This window comes from Marinomonas pollencensis, from assembly GCF_003387375.1.
Classification (GTDB): Bacteria; Pseudomonadota; Gammaproteobacteria; order Pseudomonadales; family Marinomonadaceae; genus Marinomonas; species Marinomonas pollencensis.
Window position 1 is genome coordinate 23,337 of record NZ_QUNG01000004.1, and the last position, 25,120, is coordinate 48,456.

A 25,120-nucleotide genomic window follows, 5' to 3' on the forward strand; every position below is an offset into this window, starting at 1 on the left:
TCTCAGTCTCTAAGATAGACTATAGCAGGCTAACTAGCTTATCAATTTATGGAGGAAACAAAGTGAAAAGCATTAAACGTTGGGTCACTGATTTGATGCAACATCAACACACTAGGCATCGGATTATTCTGATTGGCATCGATTACCCTAGCTTTTCCTTCTCAAAATACCTGCAAGAAGAAGCCAAAGACATCCAGATCATGGCATTTATCGACGAAGAACCTTGGACCAACAAAACACAGCTGCATGGTGTGACCGTGTATTACCCAAGCGACCTGATGACACTGATCGATAAGCATCAGGTCGAACTGGTGGTTACCATTGAAGGCCAGCTCCCTGAGTTATCTGCCCCATTAAAAGACAAAGTCATCACCTCGAATGCGCAATTGGTTGCTTTATCTGACCATACCAGCAATGAGCAGCAGCTCGCTATCTTGCGTCAGGCCTTAGCGCAGCATACTCACTAAACTCAGTATTGCCCTATTAATAGGCTTTTGCCAATTGCTTCTGCTGACTGGACCATGGGCTATTCAGCGCCTCCATCATCGCCTGATGCGAGGCCATGGGCTGTGCGTTAAGCTGTGTTGCAGAGAACTCAGACCAATCTAGCGAATCATGCTCAGCAAGGACTTGTTTTAGCGCATTCATGTCTATGGTTTTATGATCAGGGCTAATGCGCTTCATCTCCTCTTCGCTCAGGGTTGAGACTCGGCCATCCGGATAATAAATACCGCCTGTCATAAAATCGACGCCAAACGCTACGACCCCAGGGATAAAGAAAAACACCAATCCTAGAGCATTCAACAAGGCAATACCGACATCGATAGTACCCGATGTTTGCCCTCTTCGTTCCGGATAAAGTAAGGTCCCGCAGGCGCTCAGCTGCGTCACCACTAAGCCAGCAACTATACCCCGCACCCATTGTCTAGACTGGAATATTCGCATCTTCGACCCTCACTCTTGTTTCGCCATTTACTGCACTCTATCTTGAAGCGACCAAAATAAGCAAATTTCAGCCGCTTCATGCTTCACACAGACGCATTATAGCGTCGTCATAAGATCATCCAATTTATCGACAATATAGTGACCTATCGGAAAAGCACTGGTTGCCGCTGGTGAAGGAGCATTACACACATGCAACGAACGCGCGCTCTGGGCAAACAAAAAATCATGCACCAGTGAACCATCCTTCATGACTGCTTGAGCGCGAATGCCCGCTGGGTACTCTTGTAGATCATCCAGTGTGATTTGCTCGCAATATTTCTTAACCTGACTGAGATAACCGGCCTTAAACCAAGAGTTTTTGGTTTCTTTTAAGCCAACTTGCCAATGATTGGCGATTAAGCGCCAGAAGCCTGGAAAACGCACCATGTCCCAAATATCACGGGGACTAATATTAATTGCGCCATAACCTTCTCGTTTCCAGCCTTGCACAGCATTCGGCCCAACCGTCACTGAGCCATCTATCATGCGTGTTAGGTGTACTCCTAAGAAAGGCAGCTCTGGATCTGGCACAGGGTAAATAAGGTGATTTACGATTTGGTTATGTTTACGCGGCAAACGGTAGTATTCCCCACGAAAAGGAATAATTTGAAAGTCCGTTGGGATCTTCAGCATCCGCGTTAAACGGTCAGCCATCAGCCCAGCACAACAAACCAGATAACCTGTATGAATCTGCTGGTCGGCTGTGTGAATGGTGATTTTGTCATGACTTTCGTCTAGCGCTGACACCTGACAGCCAAAGCGAATTTCGCCACCACGCTGAACAAAGAGCTCGGCAAGCTTTTGACAAATATCACGATAATTGACGATGCCTGTAGAAGGTACAAACAAGGCTGCAATGCCTTTGACATTAGGTTCACGCTGCTGCAAAGCATCACGATCTAAGCGAAATACTTCCAGCTCATTTTCCTGACAACGCGCATAAAGCGCGTCCATTCGTTGCTCTTCTTGTGGTGTTGTGGCGACAATCAATTTGCCACACTCTTCAAAATCTATTTGATGCTTCTGACAGAAATCTTTGGTGGCCTTCGCCCCTTGCTTACAAAAAGAGGCTTTTAAGCTACCTGGAGCGTAATAAACTCCCGCATGGATGACACCAGAATTGTGCCCAGTTTGATGCTGCGCAACCGTTTGCTCTTTTTCTAGCAGTAATATCCGATAGGTAGGATAACGCTGTTGCAACTGCCAAGCGGTTGATAAACCAACGATACCGCCGCCGACTATCGTAATATCATATTTGACACTTTCTGACTCGTTCATCCACTGTCTCTTTTTTATTGTAATGGAAAGTTAGGCTTGTGTATTAAGCGACTCTATAAAGGCATTGGGATCCTTTGTGTATTGTTCAAGACAGGCCTGACAAATGCAAGCTTTAGCCTGATACGACTCTGGCACCAACGACAGCAGAGAGTCTGGTATCTCGACCATGAAACACCAACATTGGTTATTTGCAGTACAGGCGTTGGCGGCCATACAAAAAGGACAATTTACCATAAACTAAGCACCAGGTTAGGCTGATAAAAAGGCAAAAAAAATCCCCGCCGAAGCAGGGATTTTACTATAGGTGATTACCTAGAAACTATCGACTTACCAGCCAGTAATTTCTTTAAGGCCAGCACCGATATCAGCTAGAGAACGAACGGTTTTAACACCAGCGTCTTCTAGAGCTGCAAATTTCTCATCAGCAGTACCTTTACCACCAGAGATGATCGCACCAGCGTGACCCATGCGCTTACCAGCAGGTGCAGTAACACCAGCAATGTAAGAAACAACAGGCTTAGTTACGTTTGCTTTGATGTAAGCAGCCGCTTCTTCTTCCGCTGTACCACCGATTTCACCGATCATAACAATCGCTTCAGTCTGTGGATCGTTTTGGAACATTTCCAATACGTCGATGAAGTTAGTACCTGGGATTGGGTCACCACCAATACCGACACAAGTAGATTGGCCGAAGCCAGCGTCAGTAGTTTGCTTAACCGCTTCATAAGTCAAAGTACCAGAACGAGATACGATACCTACTTTACCTGGCATGTGGATATGGCCAGGCATGATGCCGATTTTAGATTCGCCAGGAGTGATAACACCTGGGCAGTTAGGGCCGATAAGACGAACACCTAGAGAATCACAAGCTACTTTACAATCAAGCATATCAAGAGTCGGGATGCCTTCAGTGATACAAACGATTAGTTTGATACCAGCATTCGCCGCTTCAAGGATAGAATCTTTACAGAAAGGAGCTGGTACGTAGATAACAGACGCTTCAGCGCCAGTTTCTTCAACCGCTTCTTTTACTGTGTTGAATACAGGTAGACCAAGGTGAGTTTGACCACCTTTACCTGGAGTAACACCACCTACCATTTTAGTTCCGTATGCAATCGCTTGCTCGGAATGGAAAGTACCTTGTCCGCCAGTGAAACCCTGACAGATAACTTTTGTATCTTTGTTAATTAAGACAGACATTATTATTTGCCCTCCGCAGCTTTAACAACTTGCTCAGCTGCGTCTTTTAGACTTGTTGCAGCAATGATATCAAGATCAGAGTTCGCTAGAACTTCACGACCAAGATCAGCATTCGTACCTTCTAGACGAACAACAACAGGCACGTTAACGCCTACTTGTTCAACCGCACCGATAATACCTTCAGCGATCATGTCACAACGAACGATACCACCGAAAATGTTAACCAAAACGGCTTTAACATTGTCATCAGAAAGGATGATTTTGAACGCTTCAGCTACACGCTCTTTCGTCGCGCCGCCACCAACGTCTAGGAAGTTAGCAGGTTTGCCGCCGTGTAGGTTTACGATGTCCATTGTACCCATCGCTAGACCAGCACCGTTTACCATGCAGCCAACGTTTCCGTCTAGTGCAACGTAGTTAAGTTCCCATTGTGCTGCATGTGCTTCACGCTCATCTTCTTGAGATGGATCGTGGAACTCTTGCATTTTCTTCTGACGGTAAACCGCGTTGCTGTCGATGTTGATTTTACCATCTAGGCAGTGAAGGTTACCTTCATCAGTGATTACAAGTGGGTTGATTTCTAGCAATGCGAAATCGTAGTCATGGAACATTTGAGACAAACCAAGGAAGATCTTAGTGAACTGCTTGATTTGAGCTGGGTTAAGACCCATTTTAAATGCCATTTCACGAGCTTGGTAAGGTTGAGCGCCAACCAAAGGATCGATGATCGCTTTGTGGATTAGCTCAGGAGTTTCCTCAGCTACTTTCTCAATCTCAACACCGCCTTCAGTAGAGGCCATGAATACAACTTTACGAGTAGAACGGTCAACAACCGCACCTAGGTACAGTTCGTTGTCGATGTCAGTGCAAGATTCAACAAGAATCTTAGCTACTGGCTGACCATTTTCGTCTGTTTGGTAAGTAACTAGGTTTTTACCTAACCAGTTTTCTGCAAATGCAGCAACTTCTTCATAAGAATCAACAAGTTTTACACCGCCCGCTTTACCACGACCGCCAGCATGCACCTGAGCTTTAACAACCCATTTGTCACCGCCAATTTTTTTCGCTGCTTCCACTGCCGCTTCCGGCGTGTCTACTGCGTACCCTGTAGATACTGGCAGACCGTACTCAGCAAAAAGCTGTTTAGCCTGATATTCATGTAAGTTCATTTGATTCTTCCGCTCATCTGAATGATTGACATAAGCTCTGTCTTTAAAGACAGAAATTACCGGCACTAGGCCGGCAAATCTAATTTTTTATTTACGCTTTTTACGGTTTGCAATGTGGATAGCATGGCCATCTACTGCTAACGCCGCTTCATGCACTGCTTCACTTACTGTTGGGTGAGCAAATACTGTCAAAGCGATGTCTTCTGCTGTAGAACCAAATTCCATTGCAATAACCGCTTGTGCGATCAAGTCCGCTGCATGGCCGCCAATGATGTGGCAACCCAAGATGCGATCTGTTTCTTCATCAGCAATGATTTTAACAAAACCATCTGTGTCGTTCGCCGCCATTGCACGACCAGACGCCGCGAATGGGAACTTACCAACTTTGTATTTAACGCCTTCTGATTTTAATTCCTGCTCGTTTTTACCAACCCAAGCAAGTTCTGGGTGAGTGTAGATAACAGAAGGAATGCAATCGTAGTTCATTTGCGCTTTGTGACCAGCGATAATATCAGCAACCATCACACCTTCTTCAGATGCTTTGTGCGCCAACATTGGACCACGTACGATGTCACCAATTGCGTATACACCTGGAACAGAAGTACGGCACTGCTCATCAACAAAGACAAAACCACGTTCGTCTAGGTTAACGCCAGAATCGTCAGAGAAACAGCCTTGTGTGAATGGCTTACGACCAACCGCAACGATCAATTTATCAAACGTTTGCTTCTGCTCTTCACCTTTCGCGTCAAGGTAAGTTACTTCAACTTCTTCGCCGTTGATTTGGCTACCAGTAACACGCGCACCTAGGCGAATGTCTAGATCTTGTTTTTTGAAGATCTTAGCCGCTTCTTTCGCGATGTCTTGGTCACAAACGCTTAGGAAAGAATCCTGCGCTTCCAACACAACCACTTCAGAACCAAGACGAGCCCATACAGAACCCAACTCAAGACCGATTACGCCAGCACCGATCACGCCAAGACGCTTAGGTACTTCACGGAAATCCAATGCACCTTCGTTATCAACGATGATGTCACCAGTACGTGGTGCAGGTGGAATGTTAACCGGTACAGAACCAGTTGCCAAAATCACATTGTCAGTTTCTAACACAGTGACAGTGCCGTCATGTGCAGTGAATTCTACTTTTTTGTTCGCTAGAACCTTACCGAAACCTTCAAAGCTTGTAACACCGTTGGCTTTGAACAAGCCTGTGATACCGCTAGTCAACTGATCTACAATCTTATCTTTGCGATCAACCATGGTGTTTACATCCATAGCCACATCGCCAACACTAATACCGTGTACGCCGTAAGACGCTTTTGCATCGTGGTATTTGTGTGAAGAGTCCAACAATGCTTTAGATGGGATACAACCCACGTTCAAACAAGTTCCGCCTAAACGAGGCTTCTCTTCTTTGTCTAACCATTTTTCGATACACGCTGTTTTCAGGCCTAGCTGAGCCGCACGAATAGCTGCAACGTAACCACCTGGGCCACCACCAATTACAATAACATCAAATTTAGTAGACATATGTGTTTCCATTTATCTTGCTGAACTGTAGCAACCCTGCAAGGGTTGCTACAAAATCAATTCGTTCCTTTAAAATGGGTACGAACACTTAGATTACAAGTGCTTATACTTCAAGCACTCACTCTTCAAATACTCAGCGAATCAATTAGATTTCAAGTAGAAGACGAGATGGATCTTCTAGAAGCTCTTTGATCGTAACCAAGAATTGCACCGCTTCTTTACCATCGATCATACGGTGGTCGTAAGAAAGCGCTAGGTACATCATAGGTTGGATCACAACTTGACCATTAACCGCCATTGGGCGCTCTTGGATTTTGTGCATACCCAAGATCGCAGTTTGTGGTGGGTTAATGATTGGCGTAGATAGCAAAGAACCAAACGTTCCGCCATTAGTGATGGTGAAAGTACCACCTTGCATGTCGTTCATACCAAGCTTGCCGTCACGGCCGCGTAGTGCGAAATCCATGATAGTTGACTCAATATCTGCAAGGCCCATTGCTTCTGTATTACGCAATACTGGAACCATCAAACCACGGTCAGTGGAAACGGCAACACCGATGTCTTGGTAGCCATGGTAAACCATGTCGTTGCCGTCGATAGAAGCGTTCACTGCTGGGAAGCGTTTTAGTGCTTCTGTCGCCGCTTTCACGAAGAAAGACATAAAGCCAAGCTTAGTGCCGTTATGAGTCTTCATGAACAAGTCTTTGTACTTCTTACGAAGTTCCATGACTGGACCCATGTTAACTTCGTTGTAAGTCGTCAACAAAGCAGCAGTTTGCTGTGCTTCAACAAGACGCTTAGCAATCGTCGCACGAAGACGTGTCATAGGAACACGTTTTTCAATGCGCGCATCATCACCTAGAGCAGGCAAAGCAGCTGGCGCTGCCGCTTTAGCAGCAGGTGCTGGAGCAGCCGCTGGTTTCGCTTTAACTGCAGCGTCAACATCTTCTTTAGTGATGCGTCCACCTTTGCCAGTGCCTTTAACTTGCGCTGCGGTTAGACCCGCTTCCGCCAATGCTTTACGAGCCGCTGGGCCTGCAACACCATCTTCGTCAGCTTCTGCAGGAGCAGCCGCTGCTGGCGCCGCTGCCGCAGCAGGTGCTGCTGCAGCCGTTGCACCCACTAGGAAGTTCGCTAGGACTTCATTACTTAGTACCGTTTCGCCTTCCGCTTTAAGGACGTCGCCAATAACACCATCTGCTGGCGCAACCACTTCTAAAACGACTTTGTCTGTTTCGATATCAACAATATGCTCATCACGTGCACATGCTTCACCTGGTTGCTTGTACCAAGTTGCTACTGTGCCGTCGGCAACAGACTCTGGGAAAGTTGGCGTTTTAATTTGTACGCTTTCTTGCGCTGCCGCAGGTGCTGAAGCCGCTGGCGCAGCTGCTTCGGCTGCTTCGGCTGCTGGTGCTGCGGAAGCCGCTGCACCAGATTCAAAAATAGCCAATACTTCGTCACTTAGTACAACGTCGCCTTCTGCTTTTAGTACGTCTTTTAGAACGCCATCAGCCGGTGCCACTACTTCTAAGACAACTTTATCTGTTTCGATGTCTACAATGTGCTCATCACGGGCACAGGCTTCACCTGGTTGTTTGTACCAAGTAGCAACGGTGCCGTCTGCTACAGATTCTGGAAAAGTAGGTGCTTTAATTTCAATACTCATTTGATACCCTTATCTCTCTGACAGGCTATGGTGCTAGCCAACTAATGCGTCGTTAACCAGCGCTTCTTGTTCTTCAACATGGATAGACATATAACCAGCGGCTGGCGCAGCAGACGAAATACGGCCTGCAAAACGAATTTTCAGCTCTGGGTACAGTTTTTCCAATACTCGGTTCATACGGTGACGATTGGCATGCCAAGCACCTTGGTTCTTAGGCTCTTCTTGACACCAAACTAGGCTCTCAACATTTTTGTACTGTTCTAATACGGATTCTAAATCATCGTATGGGAACGGGTACAATTGCTCCAAGCGAATCACAACAACATCGTCTTTCTCCAGTTCAGTACGACGGTTGATCAAGTCGTAGTAAACTTTACCGCTACACAGAACAATGCGTTTTACTTTGTCTGCTGCAATGGTGTCAGATGTTTCTGGCAATACCGTTTTGAAGCTACCTTCAGCCAAGTCTTCTAACGTTGAGACCGCTTGCTTATGACGAAGCAAACTCTTAGGAGACATAATAACCAGCGGACGACGCATAGGACGAATCGCTTGGCGGCGGAGGATATGGAAGATTTGCGACGGAGTCGTCGGCACACACACTTGAATGTTGTATTCAGCACAAAGCTGTAAGAAACGTTCTAGACGTGCAGATGAGTGCTCAGGACCTTGACCTTCGTAACCATGTGGCAACAGCATAGTTAGGCCACATAAACGACCCCACTTGTGCTCACCACTGGTGATAAATTGGTCAATAACCACTTGCGCACCGTTGGCGAAGTCACCAAATTGCGCTTCCCAAATAACCAAGCCTTTTGGCGCAGTCGTTGAGTAGCCGTATTCGAATGCCAATACCGCTTCTTCAGACAAGTAAGAATCGTACAGATCCAAAGTTGGCTGATTATCAGACAAATGTTTCAAAGGAACATAAGTACTGCCGTCTTTTTGGCTGTGAATAACCGCATGACGGTGAGAGAAAGTACCACGACCAGAATCCTGACCGGTAATACGGATTGGGTAATCCTGCTCAAGCAAGGTAGCAAAAGCCAAGGTTTCAGCGTAACCCCAATTTAGCGGCAATGCCCCTGCGGTCATTTTATCGCGATCTTGGTAAATCTTCTGAACTTGACGCTGAACCACAACCCCATCTGGGATATGAGTTAATTTTTTCGCCACTTCTTGAAGCTTAGCTAACGGGTAAGAGGTATCCCCTGCATCCGTCCATTCAACACCAAGGTAGGGCTTCCAATTAACAAACAACTCAGATTTCGGCTCTAATACCAAGCTCTTAGCAACATGACGACCGTTATCTAGGTCTTCACGGTTTTCGCTGACCATGCCAGCAGATTCCGCTTCAGTCACTACTTTTTCTGTAATCAAACGGTCTGAGTACAAAGTACGAGTCGTTTTAAGCTTGCTAATGATGCTGTACATCAATGGCTGAGTGCCTGATGGCTCATCGGTTTCGTTGTGACCGCGACGACGGTAACAAACCATGTCGATCACTACATCACGACCAAACTCGTAACGGTAATCCAGTGCCAACTGAGTAATGAACAAGACCGCTTCTGGGTCATCGCCATTCACATGGAAGATTGGCGCTTGGATCATTTTCGCAACATCCGTTGCGTACTCAGTAGAACGAGAGTCATCTTGACGGTTAGTGGTAAAACCAACCTGGTTGTTAATCACGATATGAACCGTACCACCAGTATGGTAAGCACGAGTCTGAGACATCTGGAATGTCTCCATTACCACACCCTGACCTGCAAAAGCAGCATCACCATGGATCGAAATAGGCACGACAGTCTTACCTGTTGTGTCTTTACGACGATCTTGACGAGCTCGTACAGACCCTTCAACCACTGGCGATACAATTTCCAAGTGAGATGGGTTAAAGGCAAGCGCGATATGTACTTCGCCACCTGCTGTCATCACATTTGAAGAGAAACCTTGGTGGTATTTTACGTCACCAGAAGTGTTTACCAGTTTCTTACCTTCAAACTCATCAAACAAATCTTTTGGATTTTTACCTAGGGTGTTCACCAAGACGTTTAGGCGACCACGGTGTGCCATACCAATGACAACTTCTTTGGCGCCAAGAGCACCAGAGCGTTGGATTAGTTCGTTCACCATAGGAATTAGGCTTTCGCCACCTTCAAGGCCAAAACGTTTCGCGCCTGGGTAACGACTCGCAAGATATTTTTCTAGACCTTCTGCAGCGGTTAGACGCTCTAAAAGGGATCGACGAGTTTCAGGAGAAAATTCAGGGCGGGATCTTACTGATTCAACACGTTGCTGAAGCCACGCTTTTTCTTGCGTATCAACAATGTGCATAAATTCATAGCCTACGCTGCCGCAGTAGGTTTTTTCTAATTCGGAAATGATTTCACTAAGTTTCATGGTTTCTTTATTAAAGAACAAAGAACCTGTTTTAAACTGTGTATCAAAATCCGCACCAGTTAACTGGTGATAACCAATGTCCAAGTCAGCAACTTTTTCACGCTTTTGCAATCCAAGTGGATCAAGCGTTGCATGCTGATGACCGCGTACACGGTATGCATTAATTAGCTGAAGTACATTAATTTGTTTTTGTTCGTGATCAGAACCGGCTGCTGTACCTGCTGAAGCAGGCATTGAGCGAAACTTGTTTTTGCCAAGCTCCAAGAACTGCTCTTGAATAACTGAATGAGGAAGGTCGGTTGATTGTGCTTCGCTAACGCGAGGCAGCTGATCAAAACATTTTCTCCATTCTTCCGATACTGAGTTCGGATCGACTAGGTAGCTTTCAAACAACCCCTCAACGTATTCCAAGTTACCACCTGAAAAATGAGAGGTGCCCCATAGCAACTCCATTAAACTTTCGTGCATTCTCGATCACCCTTATGTTCGAGCCAGCTACCGGGGTCCCGGTATGAATCCATCATATTCGATCGATCACTTCATCAGGCCCGTAAGGCTGTTAAAGCCTCGATTTATTGTCAATTTGTCACCACATTTTGTCCTATTGCATTTCATACCAAACCCTCTCGACAATGCACCTCTGTGCCATTGTTTGCCGAAGCAATAACCGTGAAGGTTTCTCTTAGTACATCCCTGCAAGCAGAGGACAAATTTTAAATTCTTTTTGCTTACTTCTCTACATCAAAAGATGCAAAAACGGCGGCATTGAAAAGCAAATTCAAGCCGCCTGTTCACAATTCACTCTATCTTAACAAAGTGAATCATTTATTACTTAAGTTGCACGTTGCAAAAGCATGCTGCGGATATTACCGATTGCTTTAGTCGGGTTTAATCCTTTAGGGCATACGTTGACACAGTTCATGATACCGTGGCAACGGAATACACTAAATGGATCATCTAAATCACCCAAACGCTCTTGCGTAGCCGTATCACGGCTGTCTGCCAAGAAACGGTAAGCCTGTAGCAAACCAGATGGCCCAATAAACTTATCAGGGTTCCACCAGAATGACGGACAAGCTGTTGAACAACATGCACACAAGATACACTCGTAAAGGCCATCAAGCTTTTCACGCTCTTCAGGACTTTGCAAACGCTCAATGGCTGGCGCTGGCGTATCGTTGATAAGGAAAGGACGAATTTTTTCGTACTGCTTGTAGAATTGCCCCATATCAACCACTAGGTCGCGTATCACTGGCAAGCCCGGCAGCGGACGCAAGACAAGCTTACCATTCTTCGCTGCTTCAGAAACGGTCGTAATACAAGCCAGACCATTTTTACCTGACATATTCATACCATCGGAACCACATACACCTTCACGGCATGAACGACGGTAAGAAATAGTAGGATCTTGCGCTTTCAACAAGTTCAACACATCCAGAACCATAAGATCTTTGCCTTCAGGCAGATCAATCTGGTAATCCTTCATGTATGGCGCATCGTCCACCTCAGGATTGTAACGATAAATACTAACTAACATTCCAATTACTCCTTAGTATGAACGAACTGTAGGTGGAAAAGCTTCCATCGTTTTCGGTCCAAAGTTTACGTCACGCTTGGTAACGGCTTTGCTCGCTGGATGGAACAATGAGTGTTTCAACCAATTCTCATCATCACGCTCAGTAAAGTCATTACGGGCATGTGCACCACGACTTTCTTTACGGAACTCAGCTGGAATAGCGGTTGCCTCTGCCACTTCTAACAAGTTCTCAAGTTCAAGCGCCTCAACACGAGCCGTGTTAAATGCCTGACTCTTATCGCTAAGGTTAAGATTCTCAACACGAGTACGAATTTCTTCCAGTGCTTTCAAGCCTTTTTGCATCATGGCACCTTCGCGGAATACACCGAAGTACAACTGCATCACTTTTTGCAGCTCTGCACGAACGGTGGCAACATCTTCACCACCTGTGGTGTTGTTCAGACGCTCCAAACGAGCCATGGCTTTTGCAATATCTGTGTCGTTTGCATCAAGTGTATCGAAACCTGCGTCCAACACTTTCTTAACATGCAAACCAACCGCACGACCAAAGACAACCAAATCAAGCAGTGAGTTACCACCTAGGCGGTTTGCACCGTGTACAGATACACAAGCAATTTCACCACAAGCGTACAAACCTTCAATCACGACATCGTCGCCATTTTCGTTTTGCTGTAGCGCTTGACCACTAATATTAGTCGGCACACCACCCATCATGTAGTGACAAGTAGGAATAACTGGGATTGGCTCTTTAACTGGATCCACGTGAGCAAAAGTACGAGACAACTCTAGGATACCAGGAAGACGTTTGTTCAAGGTTTCCTCACCTAGATGGTCAAGCTTAAGCAATACATGATCGCCTTCTGGACCACAACCACGACCTTCTAGGATCTCAAGAATCATAGAGCGCGCTACCACATCACGACCTGCAAGGTCTTTCGCGTTTGGCGCATAACGTTCCATGAAACGCTCGCCGTCTTTGTTGATCAGGTAACCACCTTCACCACGACAACCTTCTGTCACTAGTGTACCGGCACCATAGATACCCGTTGGGTGGAACTGCCACATTTCCATGTCTTGTACAGGGAAACCAGCACGCAATACCATACCAACACCATCACCAGTGTTAATGTGAGCATTAGTAGTAGATTGGAAAATACGACCTGCACCACCAGTAGCCAGTACTGTCGCCTTCGCTTTCAGATAAACGGTTTCGCCAGTTTCGATGCAGATCGCAATCACACCAACCACTGCGTTGTCGCTGTTTTTAACAAGGTCAGTCGCGTACCACTCGTTAAAGAAGGTAGTACCGCCTTTCAAGTTCGCTTGGTAAAGCGTGTGCAATAGCGCGTGACCAGTACGGTCAGCCGCGGCACAAGTTCGTGCTGCTTGTCCGCCTTTACCAAAGTCTTTTGATTGACCACCGAAAGGACGTTGGTAAATACGACCATTCTCTTTACGAGAGAAAGGTAGACCCATGTGCTCAAGCTCGAATACCGCTTGTGGACCAACAGAACACATGTACTCGATTGCTTCTTGGTCACCAATGTAGTCTGACCCTTTTACGGTGTCATACATGTGCCAGCGCCAATCATCATTTGGATCTTCACTTGCGATCGCACAGGTAATACCACCTTGTGCTGATACTGTGTGTGAACGTGTAGGAAACACTTTCGTTACACACGCTGTGTTCAAACCGGATTCAGTCAATTGTAATGCGGCGCGCATACCAGCACCGCCACCACCAATTACAATGGCATCAAAAGAAATAGTACGAATATTTGCCATTACTTATAGCCCCCAAAGAACCTGAATACCCCATACGATGTAAACAAACATCAGTAGACCGCATAGAGCTTGAAAAAAGAAACGAATACCGGTTGGTTTAATGTAGTCAGTAGAAATTGACCACAAACCAATCCAAGAGTGCATGCCAATAGACAGCAACATCATCAGACTGAAAATACGCATCCAAGTTGTTTCGAACAATGCGCTCCACTGATCAAATGTTAGATCAGGGTGCAACAACAAGTAGCCAATAATAAAAACTGTGTACAAGGACAATACGACAGCAGAAATACGCTGCATCATCCAATCATATAGACCAGAACGGCCGAAACTAGTGATTTGAGTTACCATATCCACACCCCTGCTAAAACGATTAGGACAGCGGCAATCACTAGGTTAGCGATAGCGGCTTGGCGCCCACTTTCTAATTCTTCAAAATAACCAAGATCCATAAACAGGTGTTTGATACCTGCTACGAAGTGGTATAACAAAGCGGATACAACACCCCAAATAATGAATTTCGCTAAGAAATTGTTTTGAAGCATATCAGCAACGTGATCAAAACCTTCTTGAGACTCTAAAGAGACATCGAAAGCATAAAACAAGAAGATCAAACCAATAAAAAGAATGATTCCTGTTACACGGTGAAGGATGGATACTATTGCTGTTACGGGCTGCGATATTGTTGAAATATCAAGGTTGACTGGTCTTTTTTTACTCACGACTCTTTACACCATTTTATCGATTGAATGGTCAATCACGACCCAATATCTATATGCAGGTACACACTCATTGTTATAAAGTGCTACTGCATCATAGGCCTGCTTTGAAAATCCCATCGATTTGCAAACGAGTTTTGGTAAAGCAACTACTCTTTATCGCAATACGTCGGCAAATCAATGAAATCATCGGAGCCGCAATTATAGACCAGCAAATTTTACTAAGACAAATAGACAAGAGTAAGGGTTTTCAATGATCATCATTCACAAGCTGAATGTAACCATAAGCTAAAACAATAATGGTATTAAATTACAGAAAAAATACGAAAAAAATATAATAATTTTTTGTTTGTTATCAATTGGTTAGAACGAAATAGAGTGTTTTTCAAACAAGCCGGACAACGCTTTTTTGTCAGATAATTACAAGCAAAAGACCAATTATGCAAGTAATTTGCAAATGCATAAGATTGACTTTTATAGTGCGTAGACAGTACTTTTTGCCCACCTTCTGGGCTAAGCGCACCAATCCGTCACTTCTTAGCCTCGGATCAGAATATGAAGGAGACCATACAATGGCCGATAAAAAAGCTCAACTTACAGTAGATGGGATCGATAAGACCATCGAGTTACCCGTTCTTTCCGGTACACTAGGCACAGACGTTATCGACGTACGTTCGCTAGGTTCTAATGGCATTTTTACTTATGACCCTGGCTTTATGTCTACTGGTTCATGTGAATCTGCGATTACTTACATCGATGGCGAAGCCGGCATCTTGCTTCATCGCGGCTACCCTATTGCTCAGCTTGCAGAACATTCTGATTATTTAGAAACCTGCTACCTTCTTTTATACGGAGAGCTACCTAACAAAGCGCAAAAAGAAGAATTCGAAAAAACGGTTGGTAACCACACTATGGTGAACCAATCTATGCACAAATTTATCGAAGGCTTCCGTAACGATGCTCACCCGATGGCTATCATGTGTGGCCTAGTCGGCGCCTTGTCTGCTTTCTACCAAGACCACATGGACATCAACAACCCGAAACACCGTGAAATTGCGGCTTTCCGTTTGATTTCTAAGATGCCTACCTTGGCGGCGATTTGTTACAAATACTCTAAAGATCAGCCAGTTATGTACCCACGTAACGACTTATCTTACGCCGAAAATTTCTTGTACATGATGTTTGCAACACCTTGTGAAGAGTATGTGGTTAACCCTGTCTTTGCGAAAGCGATGGACCGAATCTTCATCCTTCATGCGGATCATGAACAAAACGCTTCGACCTCTACAGTACGCTTAGCAGGCTCTTCAGGCGCTAACCCATTTGCTTGTATTGCAGCCGGCATTGCGACACTTTGGGGCCCTGCTCACGGTGGTGCAAATGAAGCCGTTTTATCTATGCTAGAAGAAATCGGCGATGTTGAGAACATCGATGAATTCATCAACAAAGCGAAAGATAAAAACGACCCATTCCGCCTGATGGGTTTTGGTCATCGAGTTTACAAAAACTTCGATCCACGCGCGAAAGTGATGCGTGAAACCTGCGATCAAGTATTAGCCGAGTTGGGCATGTCTAATGACCCACTACTGAAAATTGCTAAGCGTCTTGAACAAATTGCCCTAGAAGACCCTTATTTCGTTGAGCGTAAGCTTTACCCGAACGTAGACTTCTACTCAGGCATCATCATGAAAGCCATTGGTATTCCAACCAGTATGTTTACTGTGATCTTCGCCATGTCCCGTACTATCGGCTGGATCTCTCACTGGAACGAAATGATCTCAGGGCCATACAAAATTGGCCGTCCTCGCCAGCTTTACGTTGGTGAAACTGAGCGCGACTACCCAACTAACAGCTAGTTTGGTCGCTACCAGGACAAAAAAAACCGCGCCATGGCGCGGTTTTTTTTATGATCAGATCCGTTTGCTCAAGAGCGAATAAAGCTATTCGTCTTCTTCAACAATCTCTGTCACAACTTTGGTAGAGCACTTTACGCACTCACCTTCAATCCAAAGTTTATCTTTATCTCTGTATTCGACTGGGTTTTTCATCCCTAAATCCATTTCCATACAAGTGTTGCACCAAGTTTGCTGCAGGAAATCTTGTTGCTCATCAGCAGGACGCGCAAAAAAATCCAATTTTTGCACTGTCCCTTCATTTAACTCTGTCACTATTGAACTCCATTGTATTTAAAATATTCAACCACTAGCGGACGGCTATCGTCGCCACTATCGTTAGGCACTACTGCAACCTCTGGCGAACGAGTGTCGTCGCCATTATCGTCAGACACTACTGCAACCGCTGGTGCGCTGGCCTCACCTACCGGTACCTCAGTCGAATCCGTGGCCTCGGTATTGGTCACCACAAGCGCCGGTTTAGGCGGCGCTACTTGCTGCAAAACACTGTTTAATGAAATGCTGTTGATCAATTTCTGTTTACTACCATTAATAGCAATCGAAAAAGTCACCGTATCTCCTTTGGCACTGGCAATGGCTGCGTCTCTCACCACACCAACTCGCTCTAGGTAAGTTTGCACTCTATTTAACGCTGCATAACTGCTGATGCCTGACACTTGAATTAAAAAACGACTCTCTGCTTGATTGTTTCTCACCGCGGCATAGCGCGTCGAGAAGACTTTTGCCATGTCAGCACTGGCTTGATCGGCAAGAGCAGACACATTTTCACCCGAAAGGGTAAAGCGTTGTGAACTGCCATCACTTAATAAGACCAACAAGCTGCCAGTCACATTACCTGAGTAATTCGTCACTCTCATGGCCGCAATCGCATCGGTTTGATAACGTCGGCTCGCTTGACGAATATTGCCTTCAAAGAAGCCCCATACGTCCGCCGCTGAAATGGCTTTTTTATCAACTGTGTCAATCAAAGGGGCATAAATTGGCACTCCTAACATGGCAGCAGATGAAGCCAGATCATTCAACAACTGAGAAGGCGCACTTCCCCCTGACAAACGACGCACACCATTTTCTTCACTGGCTGCCCAAATCAACACCGAAGGACGATCACGCCCCCATACGGGTAAATTATGCTGCGACAAAAACTGATCAATCGACTCAGAATAAAACACCACATTGACTTGATTGCCCGCCACCAGCTGACCATCGACCGGAAGCAGCTGATTTAATGAAACCACCGAATGTTGAGCAACCCAAGTAGACGCTCTGGATCGCGCTTCTTGTAATAAGCTACCACTAATTGCTGCCTTATCACCAGATACGCGCACCAACACCTGTTCAACCGCTTGCGAAAACGCTTGGTTCAGCATTTTTGCTTCAGATTCTTCTACCGGCAGTTTAATTTCTGCCCGATAAAGCTGCTTAACGGGCACCGCATTGGCGTACGACACAAACAAAACACTGAATAAAACCACTAATATACGAAAATTCATAACCCTTCCTTCGTTTATTTGCTTATTCTACTGTCTTAATACCAAAGAACCATAGCCCTAATGCGTCACTATGCTAAAATGCATTTTTTTCCTCGTACCATGATAAGGCATAGGCAATGACCAAGTCGGATAAAACATCGATTAGTTATAAAGACGCGGGCGTTGATATCAACGCAGGCAATCAACTTGTTGAACGCATCAAAGGCGTTAGCAAAAAAACTCGTCGCCCTGAAGTAATGGGTGGATTGGGTGGATTTGGCGCATTGACTCGCCTTCCAACCAAATACAAAAATCCTATTCTTGTTTCCGGCACAGATGGTGTAGGCACCAAGCTGCGTTTGGCTATGGACCTTAACAAGCATGACACGATCGGCATCGACCTTGTGGCTATGTGTGTTAACGACCTTATCGTCGCTGGAGCAGAACCTCTTCTTTTCCTAGATTATTACGCAACTGGCAAATTAGACATTGATGTTGCTGCTAACGTAGTAACAGGCATTGGCGAAGGCTGTCTTCAGTCTGGTTGTTCCCTTGTGGGTGGCGAAACCGCTGAAATGCCAGGCATGTACCATGACGGCGACTACGACCTTGCAGGCTTCTGTGTGGGTGTTGTTGAAGAAGACGGCATCATCGATGGCAGCAATGTAAAAGCTGGCGATACCCTGATTGCCCTAGGCTCTTCTGGCCCGCACTCTAACGGTTACTCTTTGATTCGTAAGATTCTTGAAGTAAGCGAAGCAGACTTAGAGCAAGAGATCGACGGTGTTGCCCTAAAAGACGCTCTAATGGAGCCAACACGCATTTACGTGAAGTCCATTCTTAAACTAATGGAATCCGTTTCCGTAAATGCCTTGTCTCACATTACCGGTGGCGGCTTGCTGGAAAACATTCCTCGCGTATTGCCAGACAATGCAGCAGCGCGCATCGACGCGACTAGCTGGACACGCCCTGCTGTGTTCGATTGGCTACAAGAACAAGGCAATGTTGAGCAAGAAGAAATGTACCGCGTACTAAACTGTGGCGTGGGCATGGTACTTGCGATCGACGCAGACAAAGCCGAACAAGCGCTTGCGATCCTAAAAGCAGAAGGCGAAAACGCTTGGATCATCGGTGACATTTGCGAACGTAACGGCGGCAAAGAAGTATTGATCTCTGATCTAGAGGCCAATGCATGAGCTTCCCCATCGTTGTCTTAATATCTGGCAGCGGTAGCAACTTGCAAGCTTTGATTGATCAAAGCTTGCAAGGCAAGCTCGACATTACGATCAGCGCCGTAGTGAGCAACAAAGCCGACGCTTTTGGCTTAGAAAGAGCCCGTAAAGCAGGCATACCGACGCATGTTTTAGATCATAAAAGCTTTGCTAGTCGAGAGGAATTTGACCAGTCACTGCAAGAAGTGATTGACCAATACCAACCTAAACTGGTTGTGCTGGCTGGCTTCATGAGAATCTTAACCGATTCATTTACTCGTCACTATGAGGGAAGAATGCTTAATATTCACCCTTCACTGTTGCCAAAGTATAAAGGTTTAAACACCCACCAGCGTGCAATCGATGCAAGTGATAAAGAACATGGAGTCTCTGTGCACTTTGTTAGTGCTGAGCTTGATGCTGGGGCGGTTATCGTGCAAGCTAGAACCCAAATCGAGGCGCAAGAAACCGCTGAATCATTAGCCACTAAGGTGCACCAGCTGGAACATGTGATTTATCCACTGGCGGTAAAATGGTTTAGCGAAGGCCGACTCACAGTTAATCACGGAAAAGCGTTTCTTGATGGTCAGCCACTCCCCGAAAGTGGCGCAGATTATAAAGAAGTGCCAGCATAATGTAGGAACCAAACGTATGGGCATTGATAAGATTCTAATCACTTCTATTATTAGCTTACTCGCCTTGCCCATACTTCCTGCTTACGGCGCCAGCTCTGCCAAAGACAGCTTTTTAGTACCCTATAGCGCGGTCTACAGCACGGTTTGGAAAAAAGGCATTACAGTAAAAGTAAAAGGCACACAAACCCTCACCCGACAAGCCGATGGTAACTGGCATTTTTCTTTTACTGCCGACAATCTTTTTGCCTCCCTGAACGAGCAAAGCACCTTTGCCGTCGATCAATACCAAATTGTCCCATCTCATTACCGTTATGAAAGCAGTGCCTTTGGTAAAAAGCGCAAAGCAGAACTGCGTTTTGACTGGTCAAAAATGAGCGTGAGAAATGACGTAAAAAACAAGCCTTGGAGCATGTCAATCAAACCCAAAACCGTTGACAAGCTGAGTGTTCAATTGCAAATAAGAGAAGATTTAAAACAGGGTAAAACCACCTTGAACTATCTTATTGCAGATGGTGGTTACACGAAGAATTGGCGCTTTAAGCGCTTACAAACAGAAACCATCGACACCACTCTAGGACGTCTTGAAGCGATCAAGGTTACCCGTATAAACGATGCTAAATCAAACAAGCAAACCTCTTTTTGGTTTGCTCCTAGCCATGACTTTTTATTGGTTAAGTTAACCCATAAAGAAAAAGACGGCGACTCTTACACCTTGGACATAGAGTCACTCAAAACAGACCCTAACTCCTAGTCAGCTGGTCGTGATAATTCACATTTAATAACTCGTCTTCGTGGTGCCACAACAGTTCTGCAAAACCATGCTGGCGATAAAACCCCAACACACTGTTTTGACTGCTTTCGGCTAGCCTATTGGTCAAACACAACAAGGCACTTTCCACCGGTATAATTGCATGCAGAGGATGGATACCACTGGCACTCGCCAAACAGTGTATTTGTTCAGGTCGACTCTGACTCGCCTCTAACAGCGCCGCGAACGCCGCGCTTGAAATATTAGGCGTATCACACGGCGCCACCAAAAGATGACCGCAAGAGGCTTGGCTAAGAGCACTCCACAACCCGGAAAGCGGCCCTCGCTCAGCGTACTCATCAGCATCATGCAGCAACGGATAACCCAGCTCCTGATAATCCCTGAACTGACGATTCACGTTTAACACGATACTCTTTGTTAGCCCTTCCATTGCCTGCGCTACACGCGCAATCATAGGCTTACCTTGGTAAAGCATAAGTCCTTTTTCTACACCATCCATGCGTTGCGCTCGCCCTCCAGCCAGCACAACACCAGAAAACGAGCAAGCCATTAGCCTGCCTCCCCAAGTGATAGCGCAGATTTATCTCGTTGCGACCAGATTTCATCGGCCAAATTCAAACAAGCGTCATGGGATACGACACCAAACACCAAACCTGCCACTGAGGCTAAGGTCTGCCTAACCGCTTGCTCACCAAAGGGGTCGATACACTTACCTTGCCAATGTTCGGCTAACCGAGATAAATCTAAATTGTCTTTACGACGCTTATGCTCTTGCTCGGCTTTTGGCCAGCCAGTCCAAGAAGAAACGCCTTTTTGTCGCTTACCCAACACTACATCACGCTCAGGGTTAACTTCCGCCTCGCCATTACCGCCTCGAAAAATCAGCACGGACGGGTCTTCTAACTGCTCAGATGCTTCTAAATGTAAGCTGTCATAGCCTTTATGAAAGACCCCATGAACACTGTGTGTCGCAGAGAATGGGTTCATCATACGCACCACGGTATTGACCGGTGAACGCAAACCTAAAATATATTTAAGATCCATCATTTCACTGAGTTTAGGGTGAATATTGGCTAATGATATATAGGCGAAATGACGCTCTGCTAATTGTTGATCCAGCTCCTCTGCCGTTTCACACAAAGGCCAGTTAAATGCCTCTAACACCTGGTCCACATAAATACGCTCTTCGCCGCGGAACGAGTGCCCATGCATCACAGTATTCACACCGCTATTTGCCAACGCCAAGGCGGATAATAAAAACCAAGGTAGCTCATTACGCTTACCAGCATAACTAGGCCAGTCTAATTGTACCGCTTGTTGAGGCGCGCTTTGTTGTGCCAAGAATCGACGTGTCGCACGGGTGAAGCCAACGGTTTCCTCTACGGTTTCTTCGCGGATCCGAATTAGCATCCAAAACGCCCCCATCTGCTCAGGCGCCACTGAGGTGGTGAGGATCAACCACATCGCTTGTTCCGCTTCTTGCACCGTTAAACTACGAGCCCCTTTTCTGCCACGACCTAGTATTTTAACAAATTGCGTAAACGCCTGACTCATGCAGATAACTCCATTTCTTTTGGTATAAAGTGTTTCAATTCGGGAATGCAGGAACCGCAATTGGTACCGCATTTTAGTCTAGCGCCTAGCGCTTCAACTGATTCAGCGCCAGATGCTATGGCTTTCTCGATTTGTTTACTACCAATTTGATAACAAGAACAGACAATATTCCCTTTATCTTCAACATTGGCCGGCGAACCTACCAATAACGCGACTCGATCAGGCTCAGATAACGGCTCACTTGCAACCAAGTTAGACAATAACCAGTCTGCTGACACAGCTTCAGGCCGATTGCTAAAATACATGACTGTGTCCAACTTTTCATCACACACACACGCCAAGCGACGCTGACCTGTCGCCTCATTGTTATATTCCAGCCACTGTATTTGCCCTGTTTCTAAGAGGGTAAATGTTGCTTTTAAGCTTTCAATAGCGACCCCTTTAGGCCAGATAACCTCATAGCGGAAGCCATTATCAGAGGGAATAGCGCACCAATAAAGCGCCTCAGGAAAACATTGAGGGCGCCTTGACACCACCAACCCATAGCGCAGGTCTTGTATCGCCTCTAACTGGACAACCGCATGCTTAGATTCAGGCTGACCGGATAGGTGATCAACCGTTTGCGGAATCAAATTGGATACTACGGCCGCATTGGCAAATTGTTGGGTCCAATGAATGGGCACAAAGACTTGTCCTGGAGGAGACGCATTGCTTAAGGTTGCCTTTACTCTCACTTCACCATAGGCCGAGCTGATCCGTGTCAGTGTCCCTTCGTTAATCCCTAAGCGCTGGGCATCCGTTGGATGCAGTGCCACATAGGGCTGACCCGTGTGCTTTGCTAAAGAAGCGGCATCCCCCGTTCGGGTCATGGTGTGCCACTGATCTCGCACACGACCAGTATTCAAGACAAAAGGCCATTTTTCAGTGGTTTGCTGCACTGGTAAGCTGGGTTTTATCGGAATGAACTGCGCTCGTCCATCCCCCGTGAAAAAATGACCATCACTAAACATGCGCTCAGTTCCCTCAGGCCTCCCCTCAGGAACAGGCCATTGAGTCGGCGTAAACGCATCGTATTCGCGCTGGCTAATATGACGATAATGACCAATATCAAAATCACGCTTACCCTCATTTTCAAACGCAGATAAGGCGGCATGCTCGGCAAAAATCTCATGTACGCCTTGATAATCAAACGCCGCCTCAAAACCGAGCGCTTTGGCAACCTCACATATCGCCCACCAATCATGCTTTGCTTCTCCAGGTGGTGGCAGTAGCCCTCGCTGGCGAGATATTCTTCGTTCAGAGTTGGTCACCGTGCCATTTTTTTCGCTCCAACCGGTGGCAGGCAACAAAACATCCGCCATGACGGTGGTGTCTGTGTGCGCCTTGCAATCGCTGACGATCACCAATTCGCACTTTTCTAATGCTCTTTTAACTTGCGCGGTATCCGGCAAACTCACCATAGGGTTGGTGGACATAATCCACAACACTTTTACTTTACCTTCTTCCACCGCCTGAAATAAATCGACAGCTTTTAGCCCGTTTTGCGTGGCCATATTTGGCGCCTGCCAAAACCGCTGCACCAAATCCAGCGCACCAGGCGTAGCAAAATCCATATGCGCAGCCAGCTGATTGGCTAATCCACCTACTTCTCTGCCACCCATGGCATTTGGTTGCCCGGTAATGGAAAAAGGCCCTGCACCTTCTTTTCCTAAGCGAGCGGTTGCCAAATGACAATTAATAATCGCATTGCATTTATCTACCCCTGATGACGACTGGTTGACCCCTTGGGAGTAGAAAGTCACGGTTTTATCCTGGCTCGCCCACCACTCACAAAGAGTGGCCAATTGCGCTTCCTCTAGGCCACAAAATTCAGCCGTGGTAGATAAATCTGGGGTGGATTCAATCGCTTGTTGTAACGTTGCTTGAAAATGGCTGGTATGTTGAGCGATAAAATCCCTGTCCACTAAACCAAGACGCGCAGACTCCTGAAGTAAAAAGCTAAAGATCGCGGCATCGGAACCTGGACGAATCGCCAGATGCAAATCGGCAATATCACAGGTTGCTGTCGCACGTGGATCAATCACCACCACTTTCATTTCAGGTCGCTGTTTTTTTGCGGCGACAATGCGTTGAAACAGGATTGGGTGCGTCCACGCCGCGTTAGACCCCACCATAATAAGCAGGTCACATTGTTCTAAATCATTGTAGTTACAAGGTACAGTGTCGGAACCAAATGCCCTTTTGTAGCCCACCACCGCAGATGCCATACATAGCCTGGAGTTAGTATCGACATTGGCGGTACCAATAAAGCCCTTGGCCAATTTGTTGGCAACATAATAGTCTTCCGTCAGAATCTGTCCCGACAAATAAAACGCAAACGCATCTGCACCATGCTCTTTGACCACTTGTGAGATTTTATTCGCAACGGTGTCGATGGCGTTATCCCATGTCGTTGCGTGCCCTGCCACATGCGGCACCAGTAAACGGTCATCGGAGTTCAGGGTCTGCGCTAAACTGCTTCCTTTTACACACAAACGCCCGAAATTAGCCGGGTGAGCTGAGTCCCCAGACACCGGAGGGACAACCCCATTGGGTTGCGCAGGAAGCGTTACATTTACGCCGCACCCTACGCCACAATAAGGACAGGTTGTACTAACGGTTGTTGTCATGGCGTGCTCCTAAACGAAAAAAAGCCCAACCGCATCTGTTACAATGCGATTGGGCTTCGTTGCCTTTTTATGATATTCGTCTGCTTTATGTGACAGCCTTCATCGGCCCTCGGTGCAGTATGCCTAACTAAAAGCAAATACCAGGCCAACATTAAAAACCACTCAAGCAAAAAAAATTTTAACCTTAAAATTCAATGAGTTATGTGAACTCAAGATGTTACAAGAGAAAAAAGCAAAGGAGCGCTCAGCAACCACCTCTCTCTCGCGCACCATAAAGGAGCCAACGTGCACCTGATTAGTTAGACTGTCGAATATACACCTTGCCATCGACCAACTTAGTTGGCCACACTGGCACTTTTGCCTCCTGCTCCACACAGCACCCATTCGCTAAGTCATAGTGTTGCTTATATAAAGGACTCGCTACCGACCATTGACCATTTAAATGGGTGACCAAACCGCGCGATAATACATTCGCTTTGCCAATAGGGTCCCAATTGCCAATTGCAAACACTTGTTCTGATGCTTCTGGCACATAAAATAGCGCAACTTGTTGGCCATTCACCATCGCCGCCACGCCGGCATCAATAACGAGATCACTTTGCTTACAAATTAAATGCCACTGCATT

The 25,120-nt window shown here is 46.1% G+C and carries 23 protein-coding genes; 5 read left to right on the forward strand and 18 right to left on the reverse strand.

All coding sequences use genetic code 11. The features are described from left to right. Nucleotides 1-62 precede the first annotated feature (62 nt). Complete coding sequence (locus DFP81_RS06935) at nucleotides 63-467, forward strand: nucleoside-diphosphate sugar epimerase/dehydratase (RefSeq protein ID WP_115897049.1); 405 nt, start codon at nucleotides 63-65, stop codon at nucleotides 465-467. Between the two features lie 16 nt (nucleotides 468-483). On the opposite strand, the gene DFP81_RS06940 is transcribed toward DFP81_RS06935, so the two are convergent. The 12 genes from DFP81_RS06940 to sdhC all read right to left on the reverse strand — a co-directional run bounded on the left by DFP81_RS06940 (nucleotide 484) and on the right by sdhC (nucleotide 14,277). Then, nucleotides 484-945 carry a hypothetical protein gene (locus DFP81_RS06940; protein WP_115897050.1) on the reverse strand — a complete coding sequence of 154 codons (462 nt, stop codon included), beginning with the start codon at nucleotides 943-945 and terminating at the stop codon, nucleotides 484-486. Between the two features lie 96 nt (nucleotides 946-1,041). Continuing rightward, nucleotides 1,042-2,262: an L-2-hydroxyglutarate oxidase gene (gene lhgO / locus DFP81_RS06945; RefSeq protein ID WP_115897051.1), complete on the reverse strand. Its 1,221-nt coding sequence runs from the start codon at nucleotides 2,260-2,262 to the stop codon at nucleotides 1,042-1,044. Nucleotides 2,263-2,292: 30 nt separating this feature from the next. Further along, complete coding sequence (locus DFP81_RS18605) at nucleotides 2,293-2,496, reverse strand: cysteine-rich CWC family protein (RefSeq protein WP_115897052.1); 204 nt, start codon at nucleotides 2,494-2,496, stop codon at nucleotides 2,293-2,295. A 93-nt stretch (nucleotides 2,497-2,589) separates the two neighbouring features. Continuing rightward, nucleotides 2,590-3,462, reverse strand: coding sequence for a succinate--CoA ligase subunit alpha (sucD, locus tag DFP81_RS06955; RefSeq protein WP_115897053.1), 873 nt, complete (start codon nucleotides 3,460-3,462; stop codon nucleotides 2,590-2,592). 2 nt (nucleotides 3,463-3,464) lie between these two features. Beyond that, on the reverse strand, nucleotides 3,465-4,631 hold the full coding sequence (gene sucC, locus DFP81_RS06960) for an ADP-forming succinate--CoA ligase subunit beta (protein ID WP_115897054.1): 1,167 nt from the start codon (nucleotides 4,629-4,631) through the stop codon (nucleotides 3,465-3,467). 87 nt (nucleotides 4,632-4,718) lie between these two features. Next, on the reverse strand, nucleotides 4,719-6,161 hold the full coding sequence (gene lpdA, locus DFP81_RS06965; RefSeq protein ID WP_115897055.1) for a dihydrolipoyl dehydrogenase: 1,443 nt from the start codon (nucleotides 6,159-6,161) through the stop codon (nucleotides 4,719-4,721). Between the two features lie 145 nt (nucleotides 6,162-6,306). After that, nucleotides 6,307-7,830 (reverse strand): 2-oxoglutarate dehydrogenase complex dihydrolipoyllysine-residue succinyltransferase, encoded by a 1,524-nt coding sequence (odhB, locus tag DFP81_RS06970; protein ID WP_115897056.1) that lies wholly within the window; start codon nucleotides 7,828-7,830, stop codon nucleotides 6,307-6,309. A 33-nt stretch (nucleotides 7,831-7,863) separates the two neighbouring features. Further along, a complete protein-coding gene (locus DFP81_RS06975) occupies nucleotides 7,864-10,701 on the reverse strand; it encodes a 2-oxoglutarate dehydrogenase E1 component (protein WP_115897057.1) in 2,838 nt (945 codons plus the stop codon). Nucleotides 10,702-11,065: 364 nt separating this feature from the next. Beyond that, nucleotides 11,066-11,770, reverse strand: coding sequence for a succinate dehydrogenase iron-sulfur subunit (locus DFP81_RS06980; RefSeq protein ID WP_115897058.1), 705 nt, complete (start codon nucleotides 11,768-11,770; stop codon nucleotides 11,066-11,068). 12 nt (nucleotides 11,771-11,782) lie between these two features. Further along, nucleotides 11,783-13,555 (reverse strand): succinate dehydrogenase flavoprotein subunit, encoded by a 1,773-nt coding sequence (sdhA, locus tag DFP81_RS06985; RefSeq protein WP_115897059.1) that lies wholly within the window; start codon nucleotides 13,553-13,555, stop codon nucleotides 11,783-11,785. Between the two features lie 3 nt (nucleotides 13,556-13,558). Continuing rightward, nucleotides 13,559-13,906, reverse strand: a complete 348-nt coding sequence (gene sdhD, locus DFP81_RS06990; RefSeq protein ID WP_115897060.1) for a succinate dehydrogenase, hydrophobic membrane anchor protein — start codon at nucleotides 13,904-13,906, stop codon at nucleotides 13,559-13,561. Then, complete coding sequence (gene sdhC, locus DFP81_RS06995; protein WP_115897061.1) at nucleotides 13,900-14,277, reverse strand: succinate dehydrogenase, cytochrome b556 subunit; 378 nt, start codon at nucleotides 14,275-14,277, stop codon at nucleotides 13,900-13,902. The genes sdhD and sdhC overlap by 7 nt, the downstream gene beginning before the upstream one ends. A gap of 569 nt (nucleotides 14,278-14,846) precedes the next feature. Between sdhC and gltA the strand changes: the two genes are divergently transcribed. Continuing rightward, entirely contained in the window at nucleotides 14,847-16,130 is a 1,284-nt protein-coding gene (gltA, locus tag DFP81_RS07000) for a citrate synthase (RefSeq protein WP_115897062.1), read from the forward strand. A gap of 84 nt (nucleotides 16,131-16,214) precedes the next feature. Here the strand turns inward: gltA and DFP81_RS07005 are convergent, their stop codons facing one another. After that, nucleotides 16,215-16,442 carry a hypothetical protein gene (locus DFP81_RS07005; protein WP_342769963.1) on the reverse strand — a complete coding sequence of 76 codons (228 nt, stop codon included), beginning with the start codon at nucleotides 16,440-16,442 and terminating at the stop codon, nucleotides 16,215-16,217. Continuing rightward, nucleotides 16,442-17,677 carry a DUF2066 domain-containing protein gene (locus DFP81_RS07010; protein ID WP_115897064.1) on the reverse strand — a complete coding sequence of 412 codons (1,236 nt, stop codon included), beginning with the start codon at nucleotides 17,675-17,677 and terminating at the stop codon, nucleotides 16,442-16,444. The genes DFP81_RS07005 and DFP81_RS07010 overlap by 1 nt, the downstream gene beginning before the upstream one ends. A gap of 116 nt (nucleotides 17,678-17,793) precedes the next feature. On the opposite strand from DFP81_RS07010, the gene purM reads away from it, so the two are divergent. Genes purM through DFP81_RS07025 form a run of 3 tightly spaced genes read left to right on the forward strand, consistent with a single transcriptional unit; the run spans nucleotide 17,794 to nucleotide 20,253 of the window. Beyond that, nucleotides 17,794-18,852, forward strand: a complete 1,059-nt coding sequence (gene purM, locus DFP81_RS07015; RefSeq protein WP_115897065.1) for a phosphoribosylformylglycinamidine cyclo-ligase — start codon at nucleotides 17,794-17,796, stop codon at nucleotides 18,850-18,852. Beyond that, nucleotides 18,849-19,502 (forward strand): phosphoribosylglycinamide formyltransferase, encoded by a 654-nt coding sequence (purN, locus tag DFP81_RS07020; RefSeq protein ID WP_115897066.1) that lies wholly within the window; start codon nucleotides 18,849-18,851, stop codon nucleotides 19,500-19,502. The genes purM and purN overlap by 4 nt, the downstream gene beginning before the upstream one ends. A gap of 16 nt (nucleotides 19,503-19,518) precedes the next feature. Further along, on the forward strand, nucleotides 19,519-20,253 hold the full coding sequence (locus DFP81_RS07025) for a DUF3108 domain-containing protein (protein WP_115897067.1): 735 nt from the start codon (nucleotides 19,519-19,521) through the stop codon (nucleotides 20,251-20,253). Here the strand turns inward: DFP81_RS07025 and mobA are convergent. The 4 genes from mobA to nirD all read right to left on the reverse strand — a co-directional run bounded on the left by mobA (nucleotide 20,243) and on the right by nirD (nucleotide 25,119). Next, nucleotides 20,243-20,821: a molybdenum cofactor guanylyltransferase gene (gene mobA, locus DFP81_RS07030; RefSeq protein WP_115897068.1), complete on the reverse strand. Its 579-nt coding sequence runs from the start codon at nucleotides 20,819-20,821 to the stop codon at nucleotides 20,243-20,245. The two genes, DFP81_RS07025 and mobA, sit on opposite strands and share 11 nt — an antisense overlap. Further along, nucleotides 20,821-21,825, reverse strand: a complete 1,005-nt coding sequence (locus tag DFP81_RS07035; RefSeq protein WP_115897069.1) for a glycosyl transferase family protein — start codon at nucleotides 21,823-21,825, stop codon at nucleotides 20,821-20,823. Before DFP81_RS07035 ends, mobA begins: the two co-directional genes overlap by 1 nt. Further along, a complete protein-coding gene (locus DFP81_RS07040; RefSeq protein ID WP_115897070.1) occupies nucleotides 21,822-24,494 on the reverse strand; it encodes a nitrate reductase in 2,673 nt (890 codons plus the stop codon). The genes DFP81_RS07035 and DFP81_RS07040 overlap by 4 nt, the downstream gene beginning before the upstream one ends. A gap of 295 nt (nucleotides 24,495-24,789) precedes the next feature. Further along, nucleotides 24,790-25,119, reverse strand: coding sequence for a nitrite reductase small subunit NirD (gene nirD, locus DFP81_RS07045; protein ID WP_115897071.1), 330 nt, complete (start codon nucleotides 25,117-25,119; stop codon nucleotides 24,790-24,792). Nucleotide 25,120: the final 1 nt, after the last annotated feature.

Excerpts from the sequence above, each read along its gene's own strand:
- DFP81_RS06940 (WP_115897050.1), bottom strand. The coding sequence starts at position 945 with ATGCGAATATTCCAGTCTAGACAATGGGTGCGGGGTATAGTTGCTGGC.
- lhgO (WP_115897051.1), bottom strand. The coding sequence starts at position 2,262 with ATGAACGAGTCAGAAAGTGTCAAATATGATATTACGATAGTCGGCGGC.
- DFP81_RS18605 (WP_115897052.1), bottom strand. The coding sequence starts at position 2,496 with ATGGTAAATTGTCCTTTTTGTATGGCCGCCAACGCCTGTACTGCAAAT.
- sucD (WP_115897053.1), bottom strand. The coding sequence starts at position 3,462 with ATGTCTGTCTTAATTAACAAAGATACAAAAGTTATCTGTCAGGGTTTC.
- sucC (WP_115897054.1), bottom strand. The coding sequence starts at position 4,631 with ATGAACTTACATGAATATCAGGCTAAACAGCTTTTTGCTGAGTACGGT.
- lpdA (WP_115897055.1), bottom strand. The coding sequence starts at position 6,161 with ATGTCTACTAAATTTGATGTTATTGTAATTGGTGGTGGCCCAGGTGGT.
- odhB (WP_115897056.1), bottom strand. The coding sequence starts at position 7,830 with ATGAGTATTGAAATTAAAGCACCTACTTTTCCAGAATCTGTAGCAGAC.
- DFP81_RS06975 (WP_115897057.1), bottom strand. The coding sequence starts at position 10,701 with ATGCACGAAAGTTTAATGGAGTTGCTATGGGGCACCTCTCATTTTTCA.
- DFP81_RS06980 (WP_115897058.1), bottom strand. The coding sequence starts at position 11,770 with ATGTTAGTTAGTATTTATCGTTACAATCCTGAGGTGGACGATGCGCCA.
- sdhA (WP_115897059.1), bottom strand. The coding sequence starts at position 13,555 with ATGGCAAATATTCGTACTATTTCTTTTGATGCCATTGTAATTGGTGGT.
- sdhD (WP_115897060.1), bottom strand. The coding sequence starts at position 13,906 with ATGGTAACTCAAATCACTAGTTTCGGCCGTTCTGGTCTATATGATTGG.
- gltA (WP_115897062.1), top strand. The coding sequence starts at position 14,847 with ATGGCCGATAAAAAAGCTCAACTTACAGTAGATGGGATCGATAAGACC.
- DFP81_RS07010 (WP_115897064.1), bottom strand. The coding sequence starts at position 17,677 with ATGAATTTTCGTATATTAGTGGTTTTATTCAGTGTTTTGTTTGTGTCG.
- purM (WP_115897065.1), top strand. The coding sequence starts at position 17,794 with ATGACCAAGTCGGATAAAACATCGATTAGTTATAAAGACGCGGGCGTT.
- purN (WP_115897066.1), top strand. The coding sequence starts at position 18,849 with ATGAGCTTCCCCATCGTTGTCTTAATATCTGGCAGCGGTAGCAACTTG.
- DFP81_RS07025 (WP_115897067.1), top strand. The coding sequence starts at position 19,519 with ATGGGCATTGATAAGATTCTAATCACTTCTATTATTAGCTTACTCGCC.
- mobA (WP_115897068.1), bottom strand. The coding sequence starts at position 20,821 with ATGGCTTGCTCGTTTTCTGGTGTTGTGCTGGCTGGAGGGCGAGCGCAA.
- DFP81_RS07035 (WP_115897069.1), bottom strand. The coding sequence starts at position 21,825 with ATGAGTCAGGCGTTTACGCAATTTGTTAAAATACTAGGTCGTGGCAGA.
- DFP81_RS07040 (WP_115897070.1), bottom strand. The coding sequence starts at position 24,494 with ATGACAACAACCGTTAGTACAACCTGTCCTTATTGTGGCGTAGGGTGC.
- nirD (WP_115897071.1), bottom strand. The coding sequence starts at position 25,119 with ATGCAGTGGCATTTAATTTGTAAGCAAAGTGATCTCGTTATTGATGCC.